This window comes from Microcystis aeruginosa FD4 (assembly GCF_009792235.1).
Lineage (GTDB): Bacteria > Cyanobacteriota > Cyanobacteriia > Cyanobacteriales > Microcystaceae > Microcystis > Microcystis viridis.
Map to the genome: position 1 here is coordinate 1,480,990 of NZ_CP046973.1, position 21,171 is coordinate 1,502,160.

Sequence of the window (21,171 nt, forward strand, 5' to 3'; positions counted from 1 at the left end):
ACAGTAATATGTAGCAACTTTCCTCAACAATTTAGCAGAATTATACTCATCTCAAGGAAGGTACATATAGCGGAAGTCATAAGTCAGAACCCCTCTATTTACAAGCTTTAGAATTGTATAAACGACTCTTAGGAGACAATCATCCCCTTGTGGCACAATCTCTCAACAATTTAGCATACTTGTACCAATCCCAAGGCAGATACCCAGAAGCAGAACCTCTCTATCTAGAAGCATTAGATTTGATAAAACGACTCTTAGGAGACAATCATCCCTCTGTGGCACAATCCCTCAACAATTTAGCAGAATTGTACAAATCCCAAGGCAGATACACAGAAGCAGAACCTCTCTATCTAGAAGCTTTAGCAATTGCCGAGCAAGCTTTAGGGGAGAATCATCCTAATACAATAATATTTCGGGAAAATTATGCTATCTGTCTTCGTCGTGGGGGATAGCGTCTTAGCTGTGATTGGTGTGATTATGTCAAGTTTTTAGGAAATTAAACCAGTTTATTCTTAATCAAACTTAAACGGAGAAAATTAATGACAACCAACTTATTAAATAATGCTATTACCATAGATAACGAAATTCAACATGGTAAACCAATATTAACAGGAACCCGAATCCCGATCGCCATTGTTATTGGTTCCCTGGCAGGAGGAATGAGCTATGAAGAAGTCATGGAGGAATATGGAGTTACTCAAGAGCAAATTCTTGCTTCTTTAGCATATTTTTCTGAACTTTTAAATAATGAAATCATTTATCCAATGGAGAAAACCAGTTGAAAATTCGCTTTTTAATTGATCAAGACTGCCCCTTAAGTTTAAGCAACTTGCTAAATTCTAAAGGTTATGACGCTATTCATGTAAAAACCTCTGGACTAAGTGGCACAAAAGACCCTGAGCTATTTCGATTTGCTCAACGAGAACAGCGAATTATTATTAGCCGTGATTTGGGATGGGCTAATATCAAAAATTATCCTCCCAATACCCATTGTGGTCTGATTATTTTACGATTTCCTTTTGAGGCGATAGCGGTAGAAATTAGACAGGTTTTAGAAAATTTTATCAATACCGTAGATATAGAAGAAATTATTGGCTCAACGGTAATTGTGGATAAAAATAAGTTTAGGATCAGAAAATCTGGTTGACAAATTAATAGTGTTCCTAATATAAATTAAACAGCGATCGCCACTTTTAAACCTGATAGAAAAACAGCAATTCTTTTACAGTTCATTAAATTGTAATTGCTTTTTTCCTACCCAATAAACCCAACAGAATAAACCCATGAATACAGCAACTAAAACCATCAAAGTCTATAACGAAATTATTGAACTAATCGCAGGGGGAACCACTCCCCAATCGGTGATTAACTTTCATCTTTCCGATACCGCTCAAAATCGCCTAGAAGACCTAATTTATAACGCTAAAAATAATGAACTTACCCAAGAGGAAAAACAGGAACTCGATGCTTATTTAATGCTAGAACATATTATGACCCTAGCAAAAGCAAAAGCTCACCAATATCTCAATGGAGCTAACTAAAATGGCTCGACCTTACATTAGTGCAGAATTGCGAAAATTAGTTGCTGAACGTGCCGATTTTCTCTGTGAATATTGCTTAATTTCTGCTTCTGATAGGGTATCTGGCTATCAGGTGGATTATATCATTAGTGTTAAACATGGGGGAGCAACTTCGGCTGATAATTTGTGCTACGCCTGTATTTTTTGCAATTTACAAAAAGGTACAGATTTAGGCTCAATTAATTGGGAAACTGGAGAACTTGTCCGTTTTTTTACCCGCGTCGAGACTTGTGGAAAGAACATTTTCAACTTAAAGAAGCTTTTATCCAACCCATTACTGATATTGGGAACGTGACAGCTAGGATTTTAGATTTCAATAATAAAGAACGCTTACAAGAGCGACAATTATTAATAGAAATTGCTAAATATCCACCTGTTTCTGCAAAACAAGGACTTCTTTAAATTTATTTCATAACCTCTTTCTCTACAAGCATTAGAATTGAAAAAACAACTCTTAGGAGACAATCATCCCGATGTGGCAGCTTCCCTCAACAATTTAGCATACTTGTACTACTCCCAAGGCAGATACCCAGAAGCAGAACCTCTCTATCTAGAAGCGATTAATATTGCTACCCAAGTATTAGGGGAAAATCATCCCCATACCCAAACCTTTTATCAGAATTATCTGAGGATGTTATCGCAATTACCCGAAGCAGAATTAAGACAACGGTTTCCTCTTCCTCATCCGTTGAACCCAAAACCCCCTCATCCCCGAAAACAGCTATTAGGAAGATTGATACAAGGGTTTCTGATATTGTTAATTTTACCCTTTTATAGCCTCTGGTTAGTCTTGCGGTGGTTGCTGAGGAGACTGGGTTTCTAAGGAAACTTCAATGGGGAGTATTTGATGCTTGAAAAGAGGGTCTGCATACGCACGGATTTTCCATTATGAATATAATATCATGTCAAGGGGCCTTTGTCAAGAGAAAATTTTTTCAAATCAGGATTTAGTAAAACCTAGTAACCCACCACCATCGACTGTGGTTGGTGTGATGAACTGTGATTAGGAACCTAGTTAAGAGTGGATTAGAGATGAAGATTGATTGAATGAACCAATCATAGTCAATCACATAATCACATCAATCATAGTTAAGACCATGGGAAAATAGCGTCTGCATACGCACGGATTTTCCATTATGAATATAATGTCATGTCAAGAGGCTTTTGTCAAGAGAAAATTTTTTCAAATCAGGATTTAGTAAAACCTAGTAACCCACCACCATCGACTGTGGTTGATGTAATCATCTGATGGACTGTGATTAGGTATCTAGTTGAGAGTTTCTGAAAAGTAAATGACTAACCCTAGTGGATTAGAGATGAAGATTGATTGAATGAACCAATCATAGTCAATCACATAATCACATCAATCATAGTTAAGACCGTTGGAAAATAGCGTCTGCATACGCACGGATTTTCCATTATGAATATAATGTCATGTCAAGAGGCTTTTGTCAAGAGAAAATTTTTTCAAATCAGGATTTAGTAAAACCTAGTAACCCACCACCATCGACTGTGGTTGGTGTGATGGACTGTGATTAGGAAGCTAGTTAAGAGTGGATTAGAGATGAAGATTGATTGAATGAACCAATCATAGTCAATCACATAATCACATCAATCATAGTTAAGACCGTTGGAAAATAGCGTCTGCATACGCACGGATTTTCCATTATGAATATAATGTCATGTCAAGAGGCTTTTGTCAAGAGAAAATTTTTTCAAATCAGGATTTAGTAAAACCTAGTAACCCACCACCATCGACTGTGGTTGATGTAATCATCTGATGGACTGTGATTAGGTATCTAGTTGAGAGTTTCTGAAAAGTAAATGACTAACCCTAGTGGATTAGAGATGAAGATTGATTGAATGAACCAATCATAGTCAATCACATAATCACATCAATCATAGTTAAGACCGTTGGAAAATAGCGTCTGCATACGCACGGATTTTCCATTATGAATATAATGTCATGTCAAGAGGCTTTTGTCAAGAGAAAATTTAACAACATTCAGAAAAACGTAGGGTGCGTTAGACGGCCAAAATTTCTGCTTTAACTTCAAGCTAACAATCCGTCCTAACGCACCACCATCGACAGTGGTTGATGTAATCATCTGATGGACTGTGATAAGTAAAACCTAGGGTGCGGAATGTGGGTTCAAGCTAACAATCCCTCGTAACCCACCACCATCGACAGTGATTGGAATGATTGAATGATGAACTGTGATTAGGAACCTAGTTAAGAGTGGATTAGAGATGAAGATTGATTGAATGAACCAATCATAGTCAATCACATAATCACATCAATCATAGTTAAGACCATGGGAAAATAGCGTCTGCATACGCACGGATTTTCCATTATGAATATAATGTCATGTCAAGGGGCTTTTGTCAAGAGAAAATTTTTTCAAATCAGGATTTAGTAAAACGTAGTAACGCAGCACCTATCATCGACTGTGGTTGATGTAATCATCTGATGGACTGTGATTAGGTATCTAGTTGAGAGTTTCTGAAAAGTAAATGACTAACCCTAGTGGATTAGAGATGAAGATTGATTGAATGAACCAATCATAGTCAATCACATAATCACATCAATCATAGTTAAGACCATGGGAAAATAGCGTCTGCATACGCACGGATTTTCCATTATGAATATAATGTCATGTCAAGAGGCTTTTGTCAAGAGAAAATTTTTTCAAATCAGGATTTAGTAAAACCTAGTAACCCACCACCATCGACTGTGGTTGGTGTGATGGACTGTGATTAGGAAGCTAGTTAAGAGTGGATTAGAGATGAAGATTGATTGAATGAACCAATCATAGTCAATCCAATAATCACATCAATCATAGTTAAGACCATGGGAAAATAGCGTCTGCATACGCACGGATTTTCCATTATGAATATAATGTCATGTCAAGAGGCTTTTGTCAAGAGAAAATTTTTTCAAATCAGGATTTAGTAAAACCTAGTAACCCACCACCATCGACTGTGGTTGATGTAATCATCTGATGGACTGTGATTAGGTATCTAGTTGAGAGTTTCTGAAAAGTAAATGACTAACCCTAGTGGATTAGAGATGAAGATTGATTGAATGAACCAATCATAGTCAATCCAATAATCACATCAATCATAGTTAAGACCATGGGAAAATAGCGTCTGCATACGCACGGATTTTCCATTATGAATATAATGTCATGTCAAGAGGCTTTTGTCAAGAGAAAATTTTTTCAAATCAGGATTTAGTAAAACCTAGTAACCCACCACCATCGACAGTGATTGGAATGATTGAATGATGAACTGTGATTAGGAACCTAGTTAAGAGTGGATTAGAGATGAAGATTGATTGAATGAACCAATCATAGTCAATCACATAATCACATCAATCATAGTTAAGACCATGGGAAAATAGCGTCTGCATACGCACGGATTTTCCATTATGAATATAATATCATGTCAAGCCGCCTTTGTCAAGTAGGTTTCTAGTCAAAAGGGACTAAGTTGGAATTACAGCAGACGAATAAATTCTTCTTGTGTCAGTTCAGCATCGCGTAAAATTTTTAAGAGTAATCCTTTCCCGACAGTTTTCCCCCGATGAACAGGTACGGTGACAACTCTTCCATCTTCATGTTTTAAGCGCAGATGACTTCCTTTTTGTCGGATAGATTGAAACCCTATTCTCGTTAAAGCTTTGATAACTTCATCACCTGTTAATATCGGTAATTTTGGCATCAGATAGACACCTTTTCAATTCCAACAAACTCCGACACATCTTCAGGATTGTCATCTTGCAAGCAAAGTTCAATCACTTCCCTGATATTCTTCATCAATTCATCAATCGTTTCCCCTTGACTGTAACAACCCCGAAGTTGAGGAACTTCCCCAACATAATATCCATCCTCATCTCGTTCAATGACAACATAAAACTCTCTTTGATGGTTCATGGTTCTCAATCCTTAAAAAAATTATCGTTATCTAAGCTTTTATTGGCGATTATTGAGACTTGAAGAAAGAGGTCGTAGGCGCACGGATTTTCCATTGTGAATATAATATCATGTCAAGTCGCCTTTGTCAAGAGAAAATTTGACAACATCCAGAAAAACGTAGGGTGCGTTAGACGGCCAAAATTTCCGCTTTAACTTCAAGCTAACAATCCGTCGTAACGCACCACCTATTATCGACTATGATTGAATTAATCACTGATAACTCGATCGAATCTAAAAGCTAATTTGGGTGCATCTCCCGTTGGTTACTTTCTCTCACTTATGCTGAGCAGCAGAAGTTGTTCAAAGAGGGCGAATGCAATTCGCCCCGACAATAATATGATTGCGCCAATGGTAGGGGCGCACCGTGGTCAGTGAGTTGAGCGAACTGCGTGCGCCCAAAATGTCATCTAGATATTTCGACAAAATTGAGATGCACCAGGCATAACCATCTCTGTCATTACTTTTTAAAAATGGTATCAGGAGTCAGGAGATAGGAGATAGGAGATAGGAGATTATTTTTATTTATTCTCCCCGTTCCCAACTCTGGTGCAGTCTTAAGGAGTAATTTGGATAATAAAATTAGCATCCATCTCGCAGGGGTATTACCCTTGTTAATACCCCCTATTTTTGCTCCAGTATAGTGTTAAGCTTCTCCTGTGATTGATAAACCCTCTACCCAAACGTAGGGACAAACACCACTGGGAGTAATAACTGCTTCTGGTTCCAGATAAACAATCGATTTCAGCAGTGTTAAAATATCTCCGGCTACGGTAGCGGAATCGATGCTAATGCGCTCATTTTTGTTAACTAACCAACCGTCAAACGGCAAAGAGAAGGAACCTTGCAGAGAATTAACTCCTGCGTGAAGTGCCTGTAAACTATCAATTAAAACCACATTTTCTGCTGTTTCCAAAGAATAGCTTTTTGGTGGATTGGCACTAGCAAAAACGTGATAAAAATGGGGAGTAACCATTACTTTTGCGCCAATGTTACCATTGCCAGTCGGTTCTGTATTCATCCGTTTAGCGGTAATCGTGCTATGGAGAAAATTACTCAAAATCCCCTCTTTAATTAATTCCACACGACGGGTGGGAGTGCCTTCACTATCAAAAGTTTCCGCGGAAACATTAGCGGGATGGAGGGCATCATCGCACAAATTTAAGGCAGTAGCGGCGATTTGTGTTCCCAGGGATTCAGGAGTAGAAAGACTCTGTTTATCAAGGACATTTTGGGCATTAAACAGATTAGAAAATGCTCCGATTAGACTCAAAAAGGCGCGGGGAGCAAAAACCACCAAATATTTACCGGTGGTAATCGGTTGATAGTCCAGATGGCTAACAGTTTTGCTAATCGCTTCCTTGATGCAACCATCGATATCTAATTTTTCCAGCCCCGGACTCACCCGAAAAGCACCGGCGCTGCGGGGTTTTTTGCCTTCCTGTTCGGTTTTGGTGTATAAATACACGCTGGCATAACTACGCGCTTCCTGACGCATTGCCCCGTCGCTATTGAGATAAAAACGTCTGACCTGCTGTTGTCCCAAACCGTTATAGGGAACACTGGCAATAGCCGGATGGGCCGCTAGTAAGGATTTTTCAGCGGCCAATAACTTATCGATGAGAGTGGATACAGGTGCTTGATTAGACATTTCGCTGGCCACTTCTGTGGTAGGTGCGGTGGCAGCGGGACTAAAATCGGGGACATTTTCCTTAACGCCAAAAAAGCTGGCTTCCTGGGCGGTTTTCAGGGCTAATTGCAGTCCCACCGGGTCCACATCGGTGGTCGAGGTGACACCGACTTGATTATCCCGATTCCAGACGCGAACGATAACGCTGGAACGATTGGAAGCTTGTACCTGTTTCGGTTCCCCTTGAAACACATCCACATCGGTTTCATCGACAGAAGAACCATAGATGTCGTATTTAGCAATTCCTAAAGCTTGGGCGCTAGAATTAGCGATTTGGGCGATATCTTCAACTTTTGGCATAGATTTATGGGGGGGGTTAGGTGTTGGAGGATTTTTCAGTTATCAGTAAACAGTAATCAGTAATCAGTGAAAAGAAAGCTCAGAACTTGCCACTTAACAGTGTCCACTGAAAACTCAAATCTGATAACTGATAGCGGTCAGCCGTAAGCTGGATAAGTAGGGAGGCACAATTATTTGTAGGATGGGTTAGCGCACTTCGTAAACCATGCGGGCGTTGGGTTTCATGCTTCAACCCAACCTACGTTCTGAAAACTCAAATCTGATAACTGATAACTGATAACTGATAACTGATAACTGAAGAGAGATGCGGCCAGGTGGTGACAATAAAGACGATAACGGCAGCCGTGGCCAGCATAGCTTTGGCAACGTGACCGATAACTGTACCGACGACGATACCGACACAGACTTTTAGGGATTGTTGCAAACGGGGGGTTAATTCCAAATCGCGACGATAGGCGTATTCTCCCAAAAAAGCCCCGACCACAGGACCGACAAATAGGCCGATAATTGGGCCGCCAATGGGTAAAGCTGGTAAAAGCCCGAATATTCCCGCTAATAAGCCCACTACTAGCCCGATTTGACTCCAATTGCTCGCCCCAACTTTTTGGGCGCCGAGATAACTAGCGAGGAATTCCACCCCCAGACTGAGGAGAAGGATAACAAAGGCCACGGTTAAAGCGACCCCCATCCCTGCGAATTTGGTGACGAAACCCCATACCAGCATGGCGATTAAAATCAAACTCATGCCGGGGATAGCGGGCAGCAGTTCGCCAATTATCCCCACTATCATGATGGCGATGAGGAAATAGTAGAGAATTACTAAAGTCATGATTAGCGACCGCCAACGGTAATAGAATCGACTTTTAAATGGGGTTGACCAACGGTGACATAAACGCTACCACTGACAGAACCGCAAAAACCCGCCGCTAGACCTAAATCTTGGGAACACATAGAGATTTTATTCATAATCTCCTTAGCTGAACCAATTAAAGTCGCGCCTTTCAGGGGTTTAGTCAGGTTGCCGTTTTCGATAAGATAGGCCTCCTCGACGGCGAAATTAAATTCACCGGTAGCCCCCACACTACCACCGCCCATTTTTTTGCAATAAATGCCTTTATCGATGGAATTAAAGAGATTATCGAGGTTATATTCCCCGGGGGCGATGTAGGTATTCCGCATCCGACTAGCGGCGGCATAGGTGTAGTTTTGACGGCGACCGCTACCTGTGCGCGGATGGCCGGTTTTCATTGAACCGGTGCGATCGGCAATGAAGTTTTTTAGGATACCATTTTCAATTAGGAGAGTACGCTGGGCCGGCATTCCCTCATCGTCCATATCGATAGTACCGAAAGCTTTATCGGATAATCCTTCGTCCCAAGCCGTCAGATTTTCGTGGGCGATTTTTTCGCCTTTTTTATCGAGAAAGGGTGTGGTTTTTTGTTCAATTTGGGTAGTTTCTAACAAATGGCCACAAGCTTCGTGGAAGATAACGCCGCCAAATTCATTGGCCATGACGATGGGATAACTGCCGGATTCTACATAGTCAGCGTAAAGCATTTTACCCGCCGATTCGGCCACTTCTGCCGCCGATTCCTCGGCATTCCAAGTCCGCAGAAAATCGGGATTACTGGTACTACCCACCCGTTTACCAATGCTAGAACGATTAGTTCCATCGGCACAGAGGAGATTATAGCCCACCGATTGGGTGAGGCGAATATCCCGGGCAAAAGTGCCATCACTAGCGGCAACTAAAATTTCTTGCCAATCGCGAAAATAAGCGGCGCGACGAGATTGAACGTGAGAGGCTTTCTGATTGAGGTGAACGTTAGCATTTAGCAGAATATCACCCATTTCTCGCAAAGAACTGCAATTATTCAGCCAAATGTCTTTATTTTTTACCGTGGCATAATCCCGGAACATTTCCAGATTGATTTCGGGAATATATGCGTTAGGACCGGGTAGGTTTAAACCGAGAATCGATAAACCTTTTTCTAGGGCATTTTTTAAGCCTTGGAAGCTTAAATCGTTGGTACTGACGTAACAATCGGCTTTACCGCGAAAAAGACGGATTCCTGCCCCTGTAGATAGTTTCGGTGAGAGACTGGTGATGGTGTCATCTTCGGCTAAACAACTGATATAGTTAACTCTTTCGAGGAAAAATTCGATAAAAGTTGCCCCGGCAGCCCGTCCCAGTCCCAAAAGAGTGGACAAAGGGGCCGCCCAAGAGCTATCAAAGCGCTCCAGACTAGGATTATATTTCAGGGTGGGGAGTTCTTTGGAGATGAGTAGAGTGGGTGACATAAAGCTCGTTTATCAGTTAATCTGCTGGTTTCTAGTCTAACAGCTATCAGTTTTTTCCGTATTGGGGTGCGTTAGCGCGGCCCAACCCAGCTAAATTTTTCTCCTTCATATCTCTTAATAAAAACCTTGATTCGATCGCTCATCGCCCGCAAGATTAGATAAAGAGCGACTCAGGATAAAAATAATGGCCACAGCGACACAATTCTTAAACATTTCTGACTTGACAAAAGATGATTATTGTGTATTCGGTTTAGCGATTTGTTTTCTCAAACAGGAGGGAGAATTAGAAAAAGTGGCGGTGTTAGAACCGATTCCCTCGGCAGCCCTAGAGGCAATTGTCAAAGGAATTCCCACTTCCTACGAATTTGCCCGCGCTATGAGTTTAGGAGAGGTTTTTCAGGAAGATAATCCTCAAATACCCAGTAATTTCCCCGATAATACCCAATTATGTGAGAATTTTGTTGAAAGGGCGATTGCGGCAACTCGCACCTATAAAAATCAACCCCACCTGCAAGGGTTAATCCCCTTGGGCAGCCAAAAAGACGATTTAAACTTTTCCCTAGAGAAAAAACGCATCTTGAATGCTGTTCATGTGGTGCGGACGGAGGATAACGTCAAACAACATTCTCACACCCATAAGGTTTTGTAATCAAGGTTAGTTCGGGTTAGGGAATTTTTGCAGTTTTCCCTGATTCCGAACTCAGATGAACCAGTTATCTTAAGGGTGAGGTGTGGGGTGTGGGGTGTGGGGTGTGGGGTGTGGGGTGTGGGGTTTTACCCATTTTCAGGGGGTCAATTACCTAATTTTCAGGGAAAAAGTGCCTAAATTTCCCCCCCGAACACTCCAATGGCTGGCACTTTTTGATTTCAAAAAAGCCTAAAAATATTATCCAACAAGGTTTTTAGATTTATTCAGCAAACCCTACTTATAAGGACAGGCAAAAGGGTGAATAAATAATCAGTTTTTAATAACCGGATTTAGTATCAGACTATAGCAGTTATCTTAAGGGTGAGGTGTAAAGTTGGGATTTTGAGGAGTCGGTCGTCAGGAGATTATTTTTATTTATTCTCCACACTTCATAATTCATAATTAGCAGAAATTATTAAGGCAATGCTACACATAAATTTTTGCTGACTGAATAAATATATTCAAACAAATAATCCCATTGATTTTCTAAATGTTTAGCCATGTGGTAAGCAAGTAAAGGTGGCACAGCATTACCAATTAGTTTGTAACCATCCGTAGCCGAAAGTGAATATTTTTCATCTCCCTTGTTTTGTTGACGCACAAATTGAAAATCATCGGGAAAAGTCTGTATTCTCGCACATTCCCGCACAGTTAAACGTCTCATTTTTAATCCTGCTTCTAACTCATTAATTATCTTTCCCCCTAATTCTAAAGATAATCTCCTAAATTCAATATTGCCGTGATGTTCCGAGCGAATAGTCGGACCTAAACCCTGTAAATTAACCTCGATTTGTCCCTGAGTTTTACCATAATATTTAGCTTTTGAGTAGCTTTTTTGTGAGAGGTCAAATAACTCATCTTCCGGTTCTGCTAAACCTGATAATATCTGACCCACTGTACTGTAAGTTTTAACTTCATGGGTTGGACGGGGAAAAATATCATTATTTTCTAGATGTCCTATCGCTGTCGCTTTTAAATAGGTTTTATTTAAACCGATAAAGATAATTCTTTCCCTAGTTTGGGGAATTCCGTAATCGGGAGCAAAGAGAAGTTTAGGGATAACTATATATCCATCTTTACCAATGGCACTAAAATCATCTTCAATTATATCTTTAACATTAGCCAAAGAGATTAAACCTTTGACATTTTCAGCAATAAAAACTTTAGGTAAGGTTAATTCAATAACTCTTTTCATCCAATAATAGAGTTTCCCGCGATTATCCTGAAAACTATCTTCACTCTCGTCTAGTAGTTTACCTGTGTGACTTTTGTGAGAATTAAACCCCTTTCTTTTTCCTGAAACACTAAAATCTTGACAGGGAAAACCTCCCGTTACTACATCGATATTACTGGGAAACTGAAACTCTCCTTTTTCTGCTTGTTTGACTAAATCTACAATACTACCCAAGTGAAATACATTTGTTTTATCCCTTTTTTCAAAGTAGGGAATCCAAGCATTGTGAGCAGCTTTAGTTATATCATTAGCAAAGACAGTTTCAAAAGAAGTACGCGGTAGTTTTAGCCATGGTTCCCGTCTTTCTACTATCCAATCTTGATGAATATTTTCATTAACACAGTCTTGGTGTACCCAAAAACCTCCCTCTAATCCTAAGTCCATTCCCCCGCAGCCAGAAAATAGGGATAAAACTCGCTTTTGTTGCCTATTCATCACTATTGATTAAATGAGTAATTTAATAATATCATACTGATAATCAACTCGATCAAAAGGGATTAATTTAAAGTTAGTTGATTGGATATTATTAATCGATCCTGCATATCTTCAGAGTCAAGAATATTAGCATCGGTTGCTAAGGCACTAGCGACAATTAAACTATCCCAAAAAGAAAAACTGTAATGATTGCGGAGTTCAGAGGCTCTTAAAATAATATTGCGATCAAGTTGAATAACAAGACATCCATCGTAAAATTCTTGGATAATTTGTCTAATTTTAATTTCACTTATTTTAGCTTTTTTGGATAAAACAGAGCAAACTTTATTAATAATTTGCCTAGTGATTAAGATATTTTCCCTGCTAGTTAAAGCAGCCGCTAGATTGTGTTTTCGTATTTCTTCAGCCTCGTTACACTCTGGGTCTATTAAAAGACGGTATAGCCAGATATTAGAATCACAAAAATAAAGAGAATTGGTCATAATTATAGCTGATGAATTTCTTCCCGATTTAATTGACGAATACCTTGAACAGCAACGGGTTTTTGAGTTAATTCGGCAATGATTCCAGTGGTTGATATTTTTTTATTTTGTTTGATCACAATAACTTGAACTTCGCTGTCTTCCCTCAAGTCCTGTTGATATTCTTCGGGAATTTCGATGATACCTTGTTTAATTTTAGCTTTAAATTCCACGGCATTTAACCTATTGTTTCTCTCGAGCGACTGTCTATAAGCTCAATTATAACCAATCTTGGTTAATTCCAACAGTTCTGTGCTGTTATAATTTTCGTTATTGAGCTTAGATAGTTTTTGGTTATCATATAAGTAGGGAGGCACAATTATTTGTAGGATGGGTTAGCGCACTTCGTAACCCGTGCAGGCGTTGGGTTTTATGCTTAAACCCAACCTACGTTCATCTTATATTTAATTCCACCCACCCACTTAGGAAAAGATTAAAATGCAATGAGAAGTGGCACTAAAGCTGATGGTACTGACATTCCAGATAGTAGTATTCATTCTGTATTAAGCAAACTTATCGAAGAAGGAAAAGTCAAGCAAATAAAATCTGATAAGTCCTCTGATCCCGATCAGTATCAAGTTGTAACTAATGTATGGGATTAATTCTAAGGTTTCCTGATCTCCCCCACTGCGATCGCTGCATTTTGTCCTCCGAAACCGAAACTAAGACAGAGACAATTGTGCAGGGAAAAATTAACAGCCGATCTAGTTAAATTTAATTGGAAAGGCGACTCGCTCATCCCGACACAAGGGGGAATTAGCTGATTTTTGAGAGCCATTAAACAAAAAGCCACGCCTAATACCCCCGAAGCCCCTAGAGTGTGTCCCGTTGCTCCTTTTGTCGAGCTTACAGGTACTTGCGAGCCAAAAATGCTGGCGATCAGGTTTGCTTCCCGTTCATCGTTTAAACGCGTGCTAGTGCCGTGGGCGTGAATGTAATTAATTTCATTTTTTCTTAATTGACTTCTGTGCAAACACAGTTCTATGGCTTTGGTAGCACTACGATTATCCACCGCCGGGGCGCTCAGATGATCGGCATCGCAGGTAAAACCATAGCCCAAAATCTGCCCGTAGATGGGGGCATTTCTGCTGAGAGCCAGTTCCTCCGATTCAAGGACTAAAATCGCCCCACCTTCGCCCAAAACCAAACCCTCTCTAGCTCTATCAAAAGGATAACAGCCCGTTTTCGCCAAAGCTCCAATCTGTTCAAATCCCACCAAAGTTAAGGGAGTGATCGGGGTTTCGATCGCCCCGGCTAAAACTCGATCGCATTCTCCCAGGCTAATTAATTCTACACCCCTAGCAATCGACCAGATACCCGTGGCACAGGCTGCCATCGGTGCTAAAACTGGGGCGCTGGTTTCTATCAATCTAGCGGTCAATACCGAGGCGCGATCGGGTAAACTATCTAACCAGTTTTCTACTATTCCCGTCGCTGCCATCCGTTCCCACAACCCCTGACAACTGCGACTAGAACCGATAGTGACACCACAATCCTTTAAGGGAGGCGTTAATTTTGCGTCTTCAAGGGCAGCGATCAGAGCAATTTTCGTTAAATCCTCTAAAAATGCGGGTTTGTGACCGATTAAACCCAGGGGTAGTGCGGGTAAATCAGAAAAGGGTTGTTGCCTAGTTATACCAATTTTGCCCTCTAGTAATCCTTGCCAACTCTGACTTAAATCTCCTAGAGAACTGATCAACCCAATTCCCGTCACTACAACATTCACTTATCAGCTACCGAAGGACGCTACGCGCCCTCAAAAGAAAAAGAGAAACTAGGGGTAAACCCTGATATTCTAAACCTAGAAGGCTCCTGAACTCACCCCGGAGTAACAATTGAAAGGCCACAACCGTTGCCTTTCAAAAGTCAGTGACAAGGATTTTTCTGTCATGAAACCTTAAATTTAGAATTGCTGCGGGACTGAAAAAGCTCTCTTTTGCCGATCCTATCTCTAGCTAAATCGAGGTTTCTTCCTCCGTCCAAATTTCTGGCTGTTGATTTAATAAAAGCTGGGCTGCCTCTAACATATCAGCGACAATATCGCGCAAATCTGTCTTATTATCGATATAAGCTTTTAACGCTTCCATCGGGTCTAATTGATTACCCACCCCTAATTCTGGTAAACGGGGACGGGTTAATTGACTAATTAATTCCGCCCGAATACTATAACTATGGGCAGGTTTTAATGCCTCATCAAGCTGATTGGTGTTGATTAGTTCTAATTGTTCACTGCGAATTTTATAAACTAAGCGGATAACTGCTTCCTGAATATCGTATTTTTTGAGAGCTTTCAGCAATTCTTTTTGGGGGTTTTCTGCCTCGGAAACATCCACTTCGATGGAACGGAAAGGACGCACGGGTAAAGGACAAAATTCCCATTTAACCTCTCCTTTAGCCACTTCTATTAAAACATAGCCCTTATCTTCTTTTTCCTCGCTAAAATCCACTCGATCGATGCTCCCCGGATAGACAATAGGGGGATCATTACTAGGATTAAGATTTTGGTGTTTGTGAACATGACCGAGGGCAACGTACTCGAATTGTGGACGATTTAGCAACGATAAAGGTACAGTAAAACCTTTACCAACCGCTAAAAATCTTTCTGCTCCTAAACTAGCTCGATCGGCCATTAAATGGGCTAATAAAACTGTTGGTACACTTGTATCTAATTGGCGAATTTCTCCTTCTAAAACCGGTTCCAAACGGTTAATTAACAATTCATTTACCCCACTCAAGGATAAACCCTCGGTTTCGGGACGGGTTAAGAGAGTGGCGCGGGTTAACCAGGGTAAAGTAATTACTTGGATATCGCCGTTGCGGGTGGTGATGCGATGGGTGGTCAGGCGATCGCCAACAATAAACCCCGGCACCGCTAAGGTACGATAGATGGAGAGACTGACACCGCCATTACCATGAGAATGTTGATCGTGATTACCCACTAATAACACCGTCGGGATATTAGCATCGGCAAGACGACGGAATTGACTGGCAAAAGCTTCGTGAACAAAAGGAGGAGGAGTGGCATCGGGAAAGGCATCTCCCCCAAAAAGCACTAGATCCACAGGGTTGGCAATAGCCCGATCGATACAGAGGCTCAAACTGCCCATAAAATCCTCTAAACGCGTGTTTAATCCCGTTTTTGGGTTTAAACGCCCATGGGAAAAACCACTCCCCATGTGAATATCCGATAAGTGCAGTATTTTAATCATGGTAAAGAAAAAACAGGCGCAATTAAGTACACCTGTTCAGGATTATTTTCCTAATTTTTTATCGCCATCTTGACGACGGCGATCGCGCCATTCCGTAGTCGTCAGGTAGAGAATGCCACCACTGACGACAACGAGGAGAATTAAGGCGACAAGAAAGAGAGTGTTGAGAATCAGAGATGTTTCCATGGTATCTATAGATTACCTAGAAACCGTTACGACCCCAAACCACCATGGCGATCGACCAAGTGAACAGGGCGAGAATGCTAACCCAACCAAGTGTCAAAATATCCATAATTGCCTTTGTTAAACGAATTACTTGCAAGATAACTACTCAACTTTTGACACTCTCCGCCCTAAAAGTGCGGAGATTCTTGGGCTGAATCTTGCCGCTACTAGCAAAGCTAATTTTGGTCTTACAGTTTCATGTCTAGTCCGACTACACCTACAAGGTAAGCACTCTTAAAGACTACTCCCCAAGCGTAAATTTCTGTGTGTCCCACAGTATTTAATTGTTTTTCGCTCTTACCATGTGGACTTACGATGAAAGCTTTTGTACCAGTGATGGTTAGAGATTTAGGGATTACGGAGTGTCGCTTGTTTCCTGCGTTCCCAAAGTCAACGACTCAATTTAATGCTAACATAAAGTCGCCCTAAAGGGCGAGGTTTTCAACCCAAATTTTCGATAATACTTCATCAGTGACTCCGTTTTAGAGAGGCGATCGTGCAAATTACGCTCAAGGAAAGAATCGAATCCATACAGGTGGGGAGTATCTCGGCGCTGGCTTTCCTGGTTCCCTATCTGCTATTTTTGACTGTTGATCGACTATTTTTAGGGGAATCGATCACATTAATTGGCGCTTTTGTCAAGATATCCGGGGCGATAATTAGCGGGTTTCTCTTTGGTGTCACCTATCGTTATGTCGTCCGTAACGATGATAATCCCCATCTCAAAGATGGTACAGTGGCAGCTTTTGCCCTAGTCCGCGGCCTAGTTCCCCTACAATTATCCACAGACTTGCTCGCTGACGCTTGGCGCTTAAGTCTCTTTCTGGGAGAGAGCTTTATCTGTTTTTTATGCTGTCGTCTGCTCTTAGAGTTGACTAAGCTGCGCCAATAACCGATCATCTTTTTGTCCTGGAGATAGGAGTCAGGAGTCGGTCGTCAGGAAATAGGGTGATAGGGTTTTGGGGTGATAGGGTGATGAGACAGCTTCCCCACTTCCCCACTTCCCCACTTCCCCACTTCCCCACTTCCCCACACCCCACTTCCCCACTTCCCCACTTCCCCACACCCCACACCCCACACCCCACACCCCACTTCCCCACTTCCCCATTCCCCACACCCCACTTCCCCACTTCCCCACTTCCCCACTTCCCCACTTCCCCACACCCTATGGCTATTTGTATTCCCGTTAATTTACCCGATCGCTCCTATAATATTCTGATCGAGAAGGGCAGTTTAGCCAATCTCGGTGCAGAAATGAGCCAGTTAAGCTTAGGTAAAAAGGTTTTATTGGTTTCTAATCCCGAAATTTTTGAGTACTACGGGCAAATAGCGGTTAATTCCTTAGAAAAAGCGGGATTTACCGTTTCTACTCATCTGATCCCCGCTGGCGAAAATTATAAAACCCTCGATTCGATCGCCCAAGTTTATGATAGCGCCCTCGCTCACCGGTTGGAACGTTCCTCGACTATGGTTGCCCTCGGTGGTGGGGTGATCGGGGATATGACGGGATTTGCGGCAGCCACATGGTTACGGGGTGTTAATTTTGTCCAAGTTCCCACCACCCTCTTAGCGATGGTAGATGCTTCCATCGGGGGTAAAACTGGTGTCAATCATCCCCAGGGCAAAAATCTGATCGGGGCGTTTTATCAACCGAAATTAGTTCTGATCGATCCTAACGTCCTTAAAACCCTACCCGTGCGAGAATTTCGCGCAGGAATGGCAGAAGTGATTAAATATGGTGTAATTTGGGATGCCCAGTTATTTCAACAGTTAGAAGACTCGGACAATTTAGCTAGTTTTTCTCAGATCGATGGCGAGCTATTGCAAACAATTATTACAAAATCTTGCCAAGCTAAAGCAGATGTGGTAAGTAAAGACGAAAAAGAAGCGGGTTTGCGGGCGATCTTAAACTATGGTCACACGATCGCCCACGGCATTGAAAGTTTAACCGGATATACTAAGATTAACCACGGGGAAGCGGTGGCCATGGGGATGGTGGCAGCAGGAGCGATCGCTGTTAAACTGGGAATGTGGACGGAAGCGGAAAATCAACGACAAACGGCGTTAATTGCCAAAGCTGGCTTAGAAACACAAATTCCGCCCTTAAACCCCGACCAGATGATCGAGATGCTTACTGCCGATAAAAAGGTCAAAGATGGCAAGGTTAGATTTATTTTACCAACAGCAATCGGCCAAGTCACCATTAGCGATCGAGTCACCCCCACCCTGGTGCGCGAGGTGTTATCCCCAACCAAATCCGAGCAATAGACGTTTTGGTGGTGATTCGGTAGTAGTGATGGCGGCTTAATCCTTTGCTTTGCTGTGCATTGTAGTCATGGATAAAATACCAAAGAGCTCCCCAACGTGATTCTCCATTTTTTTAGAGAAAGATAGACTCTCTCTCACCAGCCGAGAAATCCTTTGTCGAAAGGTATTATTTAATCTTTCAATAGGATTAGTTTGACCAGTTTCTTTCCCGACCGGTCGATGACGTTTACTGGGAATTACTGTCTTATAGTACTCCCAAAAGTCTGTGTAAGCAACCGCACATTGTCGGTAAACGCCTGGTAAACTGGCCCCAAAGTTTTTTGGCTGATTGACGACTCCTATCTCCGCGCATAGCAACCAATAATTTCTCTTTTCTTTCTATCAATTAACCGCCAAATATAAACTTTTATCGTCTTAGAAAAAACAAAAGACCACATCTCATCACATTCTCTAACCAATTTACCTTTTGGTTTGTCCGAAACCTTTATTTGACGGGGGACAGCCGCCAGTTTATTGTTGACATAATTTTGTAACCATGACCAACTTACTCCTGTTACTCTAGCAATTCCTCGTCAGGAAATTCGTTCGAGCAAGAGTTGATCAATTAATTGTTTTGTTTCGTCAGAGACGGTTTTATTAGTGGGATTGATCACAAACGGTTGACCACATTCTTTACATTGATGTTTGGGTTTTCCCTTATGAATAGAACCATTCTTGATCCTATGGTGAGAACCACAACGCTTGACAGGGGAATAGAGGTGAACTAGGGGGGGTATTTTGTTCGGTGCTAGACTGATATTTGAGTAAGCCAGACAGGAGCCAGAAAAAGATATTTATCAGAAAAGTCATGAGCAAGCTAGAGGTTTAAAGACTGAGCGGGTTCCAATTATTTTTATTAATAAATATTTTACACAATTCATACCAGGTAAGCAAGAGAGCTACGCCACTACTACCGAATCATTACCATGAAAGATTTCAGATGAATAAAAATTTCCAAGGTTCATCTGCAAACTTGCTTGTTCTTGTTCAGTATTGTTATATTTTTTCAATACTTCTAAAGCTTCCGGCTCTTCTGGTTTTTGTGTGAAAGGAAGAAGAATAGGGATAATTTGGGTGCATCTCAATTTTGTCGAAATATCTAGAGGACATTTTGGGCGCACGCGGTGCGCCCCTACCATTGGCGCAATCATATTATTGTAGGGGCGAATTGCATTCGCCCTCTTTGAATAACTGCTGCTGCTCACCATAGGTGAGGGAAAGTCTCAAAATTGAGATGCAGCCGATAATTTTCGGGAAATATAGTCTTTAAAGCCTTGTCTGGCAAGACTCCTACGAATGATAAGCACCGATTATCACACAAAGTCGAGGAGAGCCGATGTTCTTTCAGGATAACTTCTAGTTGTTGTTTTTGCTCGTCCTTTAAGTCCTCTTTATTCTTCCATAATAAATGAGGTAATCCTTTTTCATGCACCCCCATTAACTTTCTCAATTTATTAAGCTCGTCATTGATGATAGCCATTACATGAAAACGGTCATAGATGATTTTAGCATTGGGAAATAATTCCTTGATCACTGCTGTAAATCCTGACCACATATCGACGCTCACCTCCTTCACCTTCTCTCGAACCGCCTGGAGGCTATGCTTTTAAGGCTTCCATTAATTCTTCTTGCTTATGTCCTTTAATCACATCTAGTAAAATTTTCTTGTCCAGATCTACGACCGTTGTTATGAAATCTTTCTGTCCTTTTAAGTTACTAAATTCATCTAAGCTTATTCGTTCTGGTGCTTCCCACTCTTCCTTTTCTAGTTCTTTAGCAGAGTGATTAAATATTAACTCAACTTCTTCCCATCCCAACCCTTCTTCTCGACTTATTTCTTCGATACTACAATTTTTTACTCTCTCATAAATCATCGATTCATAGCGAACTGTATGATGCTGTCTTAATCTCATAAAACTCAGTCTTTCGCTGATATACTTTTGGCACTTTTGACAATGAAACTGGCGGCGTGGTACTTCTAAATATACTCGATTGCCTAATCTTGACAAATCTCTGACTAGATTGTACTCTGTCTGATTGATTCTGTCCAAGGTTTGATGGCAATTCGGACATTCAATTGTTTCATTTAAAAGAGCGAGCTTTAGGAAAATTGTCTGCTCAATTTTTTGATAATTGACCACTGTTACATTTGGTAAATCGAGGAGTTGCTCAAAATTTATCCACATAACCCACCTCCTGTTCTGTGTTACTATTATACCATGCTCACACAGAACCTAGAAGAGCCAGCAGTTTTTATGTGGGTCAACATCTCTATCATTGGCTCCAGCTACATCAAATGTTCCCAAAAAATATAGAAGAGCTAATGCAAATTAGCCGCTATCGGTTGAAGGATTACATCAAAGGACAAAGAGCTATATCGCTTGCCCTATCTACCTTCTAGCTCGCTTGTCCCCCTCTCAGGGGATATTGACCAAACCAAACAGACTTTGAGCATTATCTCGTCCACAACGACTATTCAGTTGACGCTGATATTCTAGAAATGATTCATTCTGGCGAAAAAAGGCGGCAAATGCCCCTAATATTGCGTCTTTCAGACTGTAGCGGGTAGCATTGCTGGCACTTCGAGGGTCAGTTATCCCAGCGATAACTACCTGGAAATAGCTCAGCATCCCCATAAAACCCAGTTGTTTGACTTCCATTCCCCCGAAACCCACTGTTCAAACCCTTCACTCCATTTTGAGAGGCA

Annotated in this window: 25 protein-coding genes and 3 pseudogenes; 10 read left to right on the plus strand and 18 right to left on the minus strand. The window is 41.3% G+C overall.

Going from position 1 to position 21,171, the window contains the following annotated elements; all coding sequences use genetic code 11:
- Window positions 1–10: 10 nt before the first annotated feature.
- From GQR42_RS07565 to GQR42_RS07590, 6 genes and pseudogenes are all read left to right on the plus strand, one after another.
- A pseudogene (locus tag GQR42_RS07565) lies at window positions 11–452 on the plus strand (tetratricopeptide repeat protein); the annotation flags it as partial.
- An 87-nt stretch (window positions 453–539) separates the two neighbouring features.
- Window positions 540–782, plus strand: a complete 243-nt coding sequence (locus tag GQR42_RS07570) for a DUF433 domain-containing protein (protein WP_002744173.1) — start codon at window positions 540–542, stop codon at window positions 780–782.
- The gene (locus GQR42_RS07575; protein ID WP_158199494.1) at window positions 779–1,147 is read left to right on the plus strand and encodes a DUF5615 family PIN-like protein; all 369 of its coding nucleotides are present in this window, start codon (window positions 779–781) and stop codon (window positions 1,145–1,147) included. The genes GQR42_RS07570 and GQR42_RS07575 overlap by 4 nt, the downstream gene beginning before the upstream one ends.
- 136 nt (window positions 1,148–1,283) lie before the next feature.
- Window positions 1,284–1,541: a hypothetical protein gene (locus GQR42_RS07580; RefSeq protein WP_158199495.1), complete on the plus strand. Its 258-nt coding sequence runs from the start codon at window positions 1,284–1,286 to the stop codon at window positions 1,539–1,541.
- Window position 1,542: 1 nt separating this feature from the next.
- Window positions 1,543–1,875: an HNH endonuclease gene (locus GQR42_RS07585; protein WP_233271313.1), complete on the plus strand. Its 333-nt coding sequence runs from the start codon at window positions 1,543–1,545 to the stop codon at window positions 1,873–1,875.
- Between the two features lie 144 nt (window positions 1,876–2,019).
- Window positions 2,020–2,403 carry a tetratricopeptide repeat protein gene (locus GQR42_RS07590; RefSeq protein ID WP_158199496.1) on the plus strand — a complete coding sequence of 128 codons (384 nt, stop codon included), beginning with the start codon at window positions 2,020–2,022 and terminating at the stop codon, window positions 2,401–2,403.
- A 1,141-nt stretch (window positions 2,404–3,544) separates the two neighbouring features.
- Here GQR42_RS07590 and GQR42_RS28475 read toward each other — a convergent pair.
- The 6 genes from GQR42_RS28475 to GQR42_RS07615 all read right to left on the minus strand — a co-directional run bounded on the left by GQR42_RS28475 (window position 3,545) and on the right by GQR42_RS07615 (window position 9,845).
- A complete protein-coding gene (locus GQR42_RS28475) occupies window positions 3,545–3,688 on the minus strand; it encodes a hypothetical protein (protein WP_233271314.1) in 144 nt (47 codons plus the stop codon).
- A gap of 1,390 nt (window positions 3,689–5,078) precedes the next feature.
- Window positions 5,079–5,303 carry a type II toxin-antitoxin system HicA family toxin gene (locus tag GQR42_RS07595; RefSeq protein ID WP_002739026.1) on the minus strand — a complete coding sequence of 75 codons (225 nt, stop codon included), beginning with the start codon at window positions 5,301–5,303 and terminating at the stop codon, window positions 5,079–5,081.
- Window positions 5,303–5,515, minus strand: a complete 213-nt coding sequence (locus GQR42_RS07600; protein ID WP_158199497.1) for a type II toxin-antitoxin system HicB family antitoxin — start codon at window positions 5,513–5,515, stop codon at window positions 5,303–5,305. Before GQR42_RS07600 ends, GQR42_RS07595 begins: the two co-directional genes overlap by 1 nt.
- Window positions 5,516–6,200: 685 nt before the next feature.
- The gene (locus tag GQR42_RS07605; protein ID WP_158199498.1) at window positions 6,201–7,544 is read right to left on the minus strand and encodes a TldD/PmbA family protein; all 1,344 of its coding nucleotides are present in this window, start codon (window positions 7,542–7,544) and stop codon (window positions 6,201–6,203) included.
- A gap of 253 nt (window positions 7,545–7,797) precedes the next feature.
- Entirely contained in the window at window positions 7,798–8,373 is a 576-nt protein-coding gene (locus tag GQR42_RS07610; RefSeq protein WP_158199499.1) for a DUF456 domain-containing protein, read from the minus strand.
- 2 nt (window positions 8,374–8,375) lie between these two features.
- A complete protein-coding gene (locus tag GQR42_RS07615; protein ID WP_158199500.1) occupies window positions 8,376–9,845 on the minus strand; it encodes a TldD/PmbA family protein in 1,470 nt (489 codons plus the stop codon).
- 184 nt (window positions 9,846–10,029) lie between these two features.
- On the opposite strand from GQR42_RS07615, the gene GQR42_RS07620 reads away from it, so the two are divergent.
- Window positions 10,030–10,494, plus strand: a complete 465-nt coding sequence (locus GQR42_RS07620; RefSeq protein WP_158199501.1) for a hypothetical protein — start codon at window positions 10,030–10,032, stop codon at window positions 10,492–10,494.
- A 454-nt stretch (window positions 10,495–10,948) separates the two neighbouring features.
- Here the strand turns inward: GQR42_RS07620 and GQR42_RS07625 are convergent, their stop codons facing one another.
- The 3 genes from GQR42_RS07625 to GQR42_RS07635 all read right to left on the minus strand — a co-directional run bounded on the left by GQR42_RS07625 (window position 10,949) and on the right by GQR42_RS07635 (window position 12,896).
- Window positions 10,949–12,202 (minus strand): DNA cytosine methyltransferase, encoded by a 1,254-nt coding sequence (locus tag GQR42_RS07625; protein WP_158199502.1) that lies wholly within the window; start codon window positions 12,200–12,202, stop codon window positions 10,949–10,951.
- 62 nt (window positions 12,203–12,264) lie between these two features.
- Window positions 12,265–12,684 (minus strand): PIN domain-containing protein, encoded by a 420-nt coding sequence (locus GQR42_RS07630; protein WP_158199503.1) that lies wholly within the window; start codon window positions 12,682–12,684, stop codon window positions 12,265–12,267.
- Between the two features lie 2 nt (window positions 12,685–12,686).
- On the minus strand, window positions 12,687–12,896 hold the full coding sequence (locus GQR42_RS07635; RefSeq protein WP_158199504.1) for a hypothetical protein: 210 nt from the start codon (window positions 12,894–12,896) through the stop codon (window positions 12,687–12,689).
- A 270-nt stretch (window positions 12,897–13,166) separates the two neighbouring features.
- Here GQR42_RS07635 and GQR42_RS07640 point away from each other — a divergent pair, with 270 nt between their 5' ends.
- Window positions 13,167–13,325 carry a hypothetical protein gene (locus tag GQR42_RS07640; protein ID WP_158199505.1) on the plus strand — a complete coding sequence of 53 codons (159 nt, stop codon included), beginning with the start codon at window positions 13,167–13,169 and terminating at the stop codon, window positions 13,323–13,325.
- Between the two features lie 2 nt (window positions 13,326–13,327).
- Here GQR42_RS07640 and GQR42_RS07645 read toward each other — a convergent pair whose 3' ends face one another.
- The 4 genes from GQR42_RS07645 to petN form a co-directional block, all read right to left on the minus strand.
- The gene (locus GQR42_RS07645; RefSeq protein WP_158199506.1) at window positions 13,328–14,449 is read right to left on the minus strand and encodes a beta-ketoacyl-ACP synthase; all 1,122 of its coding nucleotides are present in this window, start codon (window positions 14,447–14,449) and stop codon (window positions 13,328–13,330) included.
- A gap of 229 nt (window positions 14,450–14,678) precedes the next feature.
- Window positions 14,679–15,932: an exonuclease subunit SbcD gene (gene sbcD / locus GQR42_RS07650; RefSeq protein ID WP_158199507.1), complete on the minus strand. Its 1,254-nt coding sequence runs from the start codon at window positions 15,930–15,932 to the stop codon at window positions 14,679–14,681.
- 42 nt (window positions 15,933–15,974) lie between these two features.
- Window positions 15,975–16,118: a hypothetical protein gene (locus GQR42_RS27580; RefSeq protein WP_002768280.1), complete on the minus strand. Its 144-nt coding sequence runs from the start codon at window positions 16,116–16,118 to the stop codon at window positions 15,975–15,977.
- Window positions 16,119–16,134: 16 nt separating this feature from the next.
- Window positions 16,135–16,224: a cytochrome b6-f complex subunit PetN gene (petN, locus tag GQR42_RS07655; protein ID WP_012265708.1), complete on the minus strand. Its 90-nt coding sequence runs from the start codon at window positions 16,222–16,224 to the stop codon at window positions 16,135–16,137.
- Window positions 16,225–16,653: 429 nt separating this feature from the next.
- Here petN and GQR42_RS07660 point away from each other — a divergent pair, with 429 nt between their 5' ends.
- Window positions 16,654–17,049 carry a hypothetical protein gene (locus GQR42_RS07660; RefSeq protein ID WP_158199508.1) on the plus strand — a complete coding sequence of 132 codons (396 nt, stop codon included), beginning with the start codon at window positions 16,654–16,656 and terminating at the stop codon, window positions 17,047–17,049.
- Window positions 17,050–17,079: 30 nt separating this feature from the next.
- On the opposite strand, the gene GQR42_RS07665 is transcribed toward GQR42_RS07660, so the two are convergent.
- Window positions 17,080–17,319 (minus strand): hypothetical protein, encoded by a 240-nt coding sequence (locus GQR42_RS07665; protein WP_199273381.1) that lies wholly within the window; start codon window positions 17,317–17,319, stop codon window positions 17,080–17,082.
- A 5-nt stretch (window positions 17,320–17,324) separates the two neighbouring features.
- Here GQR42_RS07665 and aroB point away from each other — a divergent pair, with 5 nt between their 5' ends.
- Window positions 17,325–18,425, plus strand: a complete 1,101-nt coding sequence (gene aroB, locus GQR42_RS07670; RefSeq protein ID WP_158199509.1) for a 3-dehydroquinate synthase — start codon at window positions 17,325–17,327, stop codon at window positions 18,423–18,425.
- A 55-nt stretch (window positions 18,426–18,480) separates the two neighbouring features.
- Here the strand turns inward: aroB and GQR42_RS07675 are convergent.
- The 4 genes and pseudogenes from GQR42_RS07675 to GQR42_RS07690 all read right to left on the minus strand — a co-directional run.
- Window positions 18,481–19,201 (minus strand): annotated as a pseudogene (locus GQR42_RS07675) (IS1 family transposase); the annotation flags it as partial.
- 162 nt (window positions 19,202–19,363) lie between these two features.
- A complete protein-coding gene (locus GQR42_RS07680) occupies window positions 19,364–19,672 on the minus strand; it encodes a hypothetical protein (protein WP_158199510.1) in 309 nt (102 codons plus the stop codon).
- 128 nt (window positions 19,673–19,800) lie between these two features.
- A pseudogene (locus GQR42_RS07685) lies at window positions 19,801–20,650 on the minus strand (ISL3 family transposase); the annotation flags it as partial.
- Window positions 20,651–20,881: 231 nt separating this feature from the next.
- On the minus strand, window positions 20,882–21,124 hold the full coding sequence (locus GQR42_RS07690) for a hypothetical protein (protein WP_233271315.1): 243 nt from the start codon (window positions 21,122–21,124) through the stop codon (window positions 20,882–20,884).
- Window positions 21,125–21,171 lie beyond the last annotated feature (47 nt).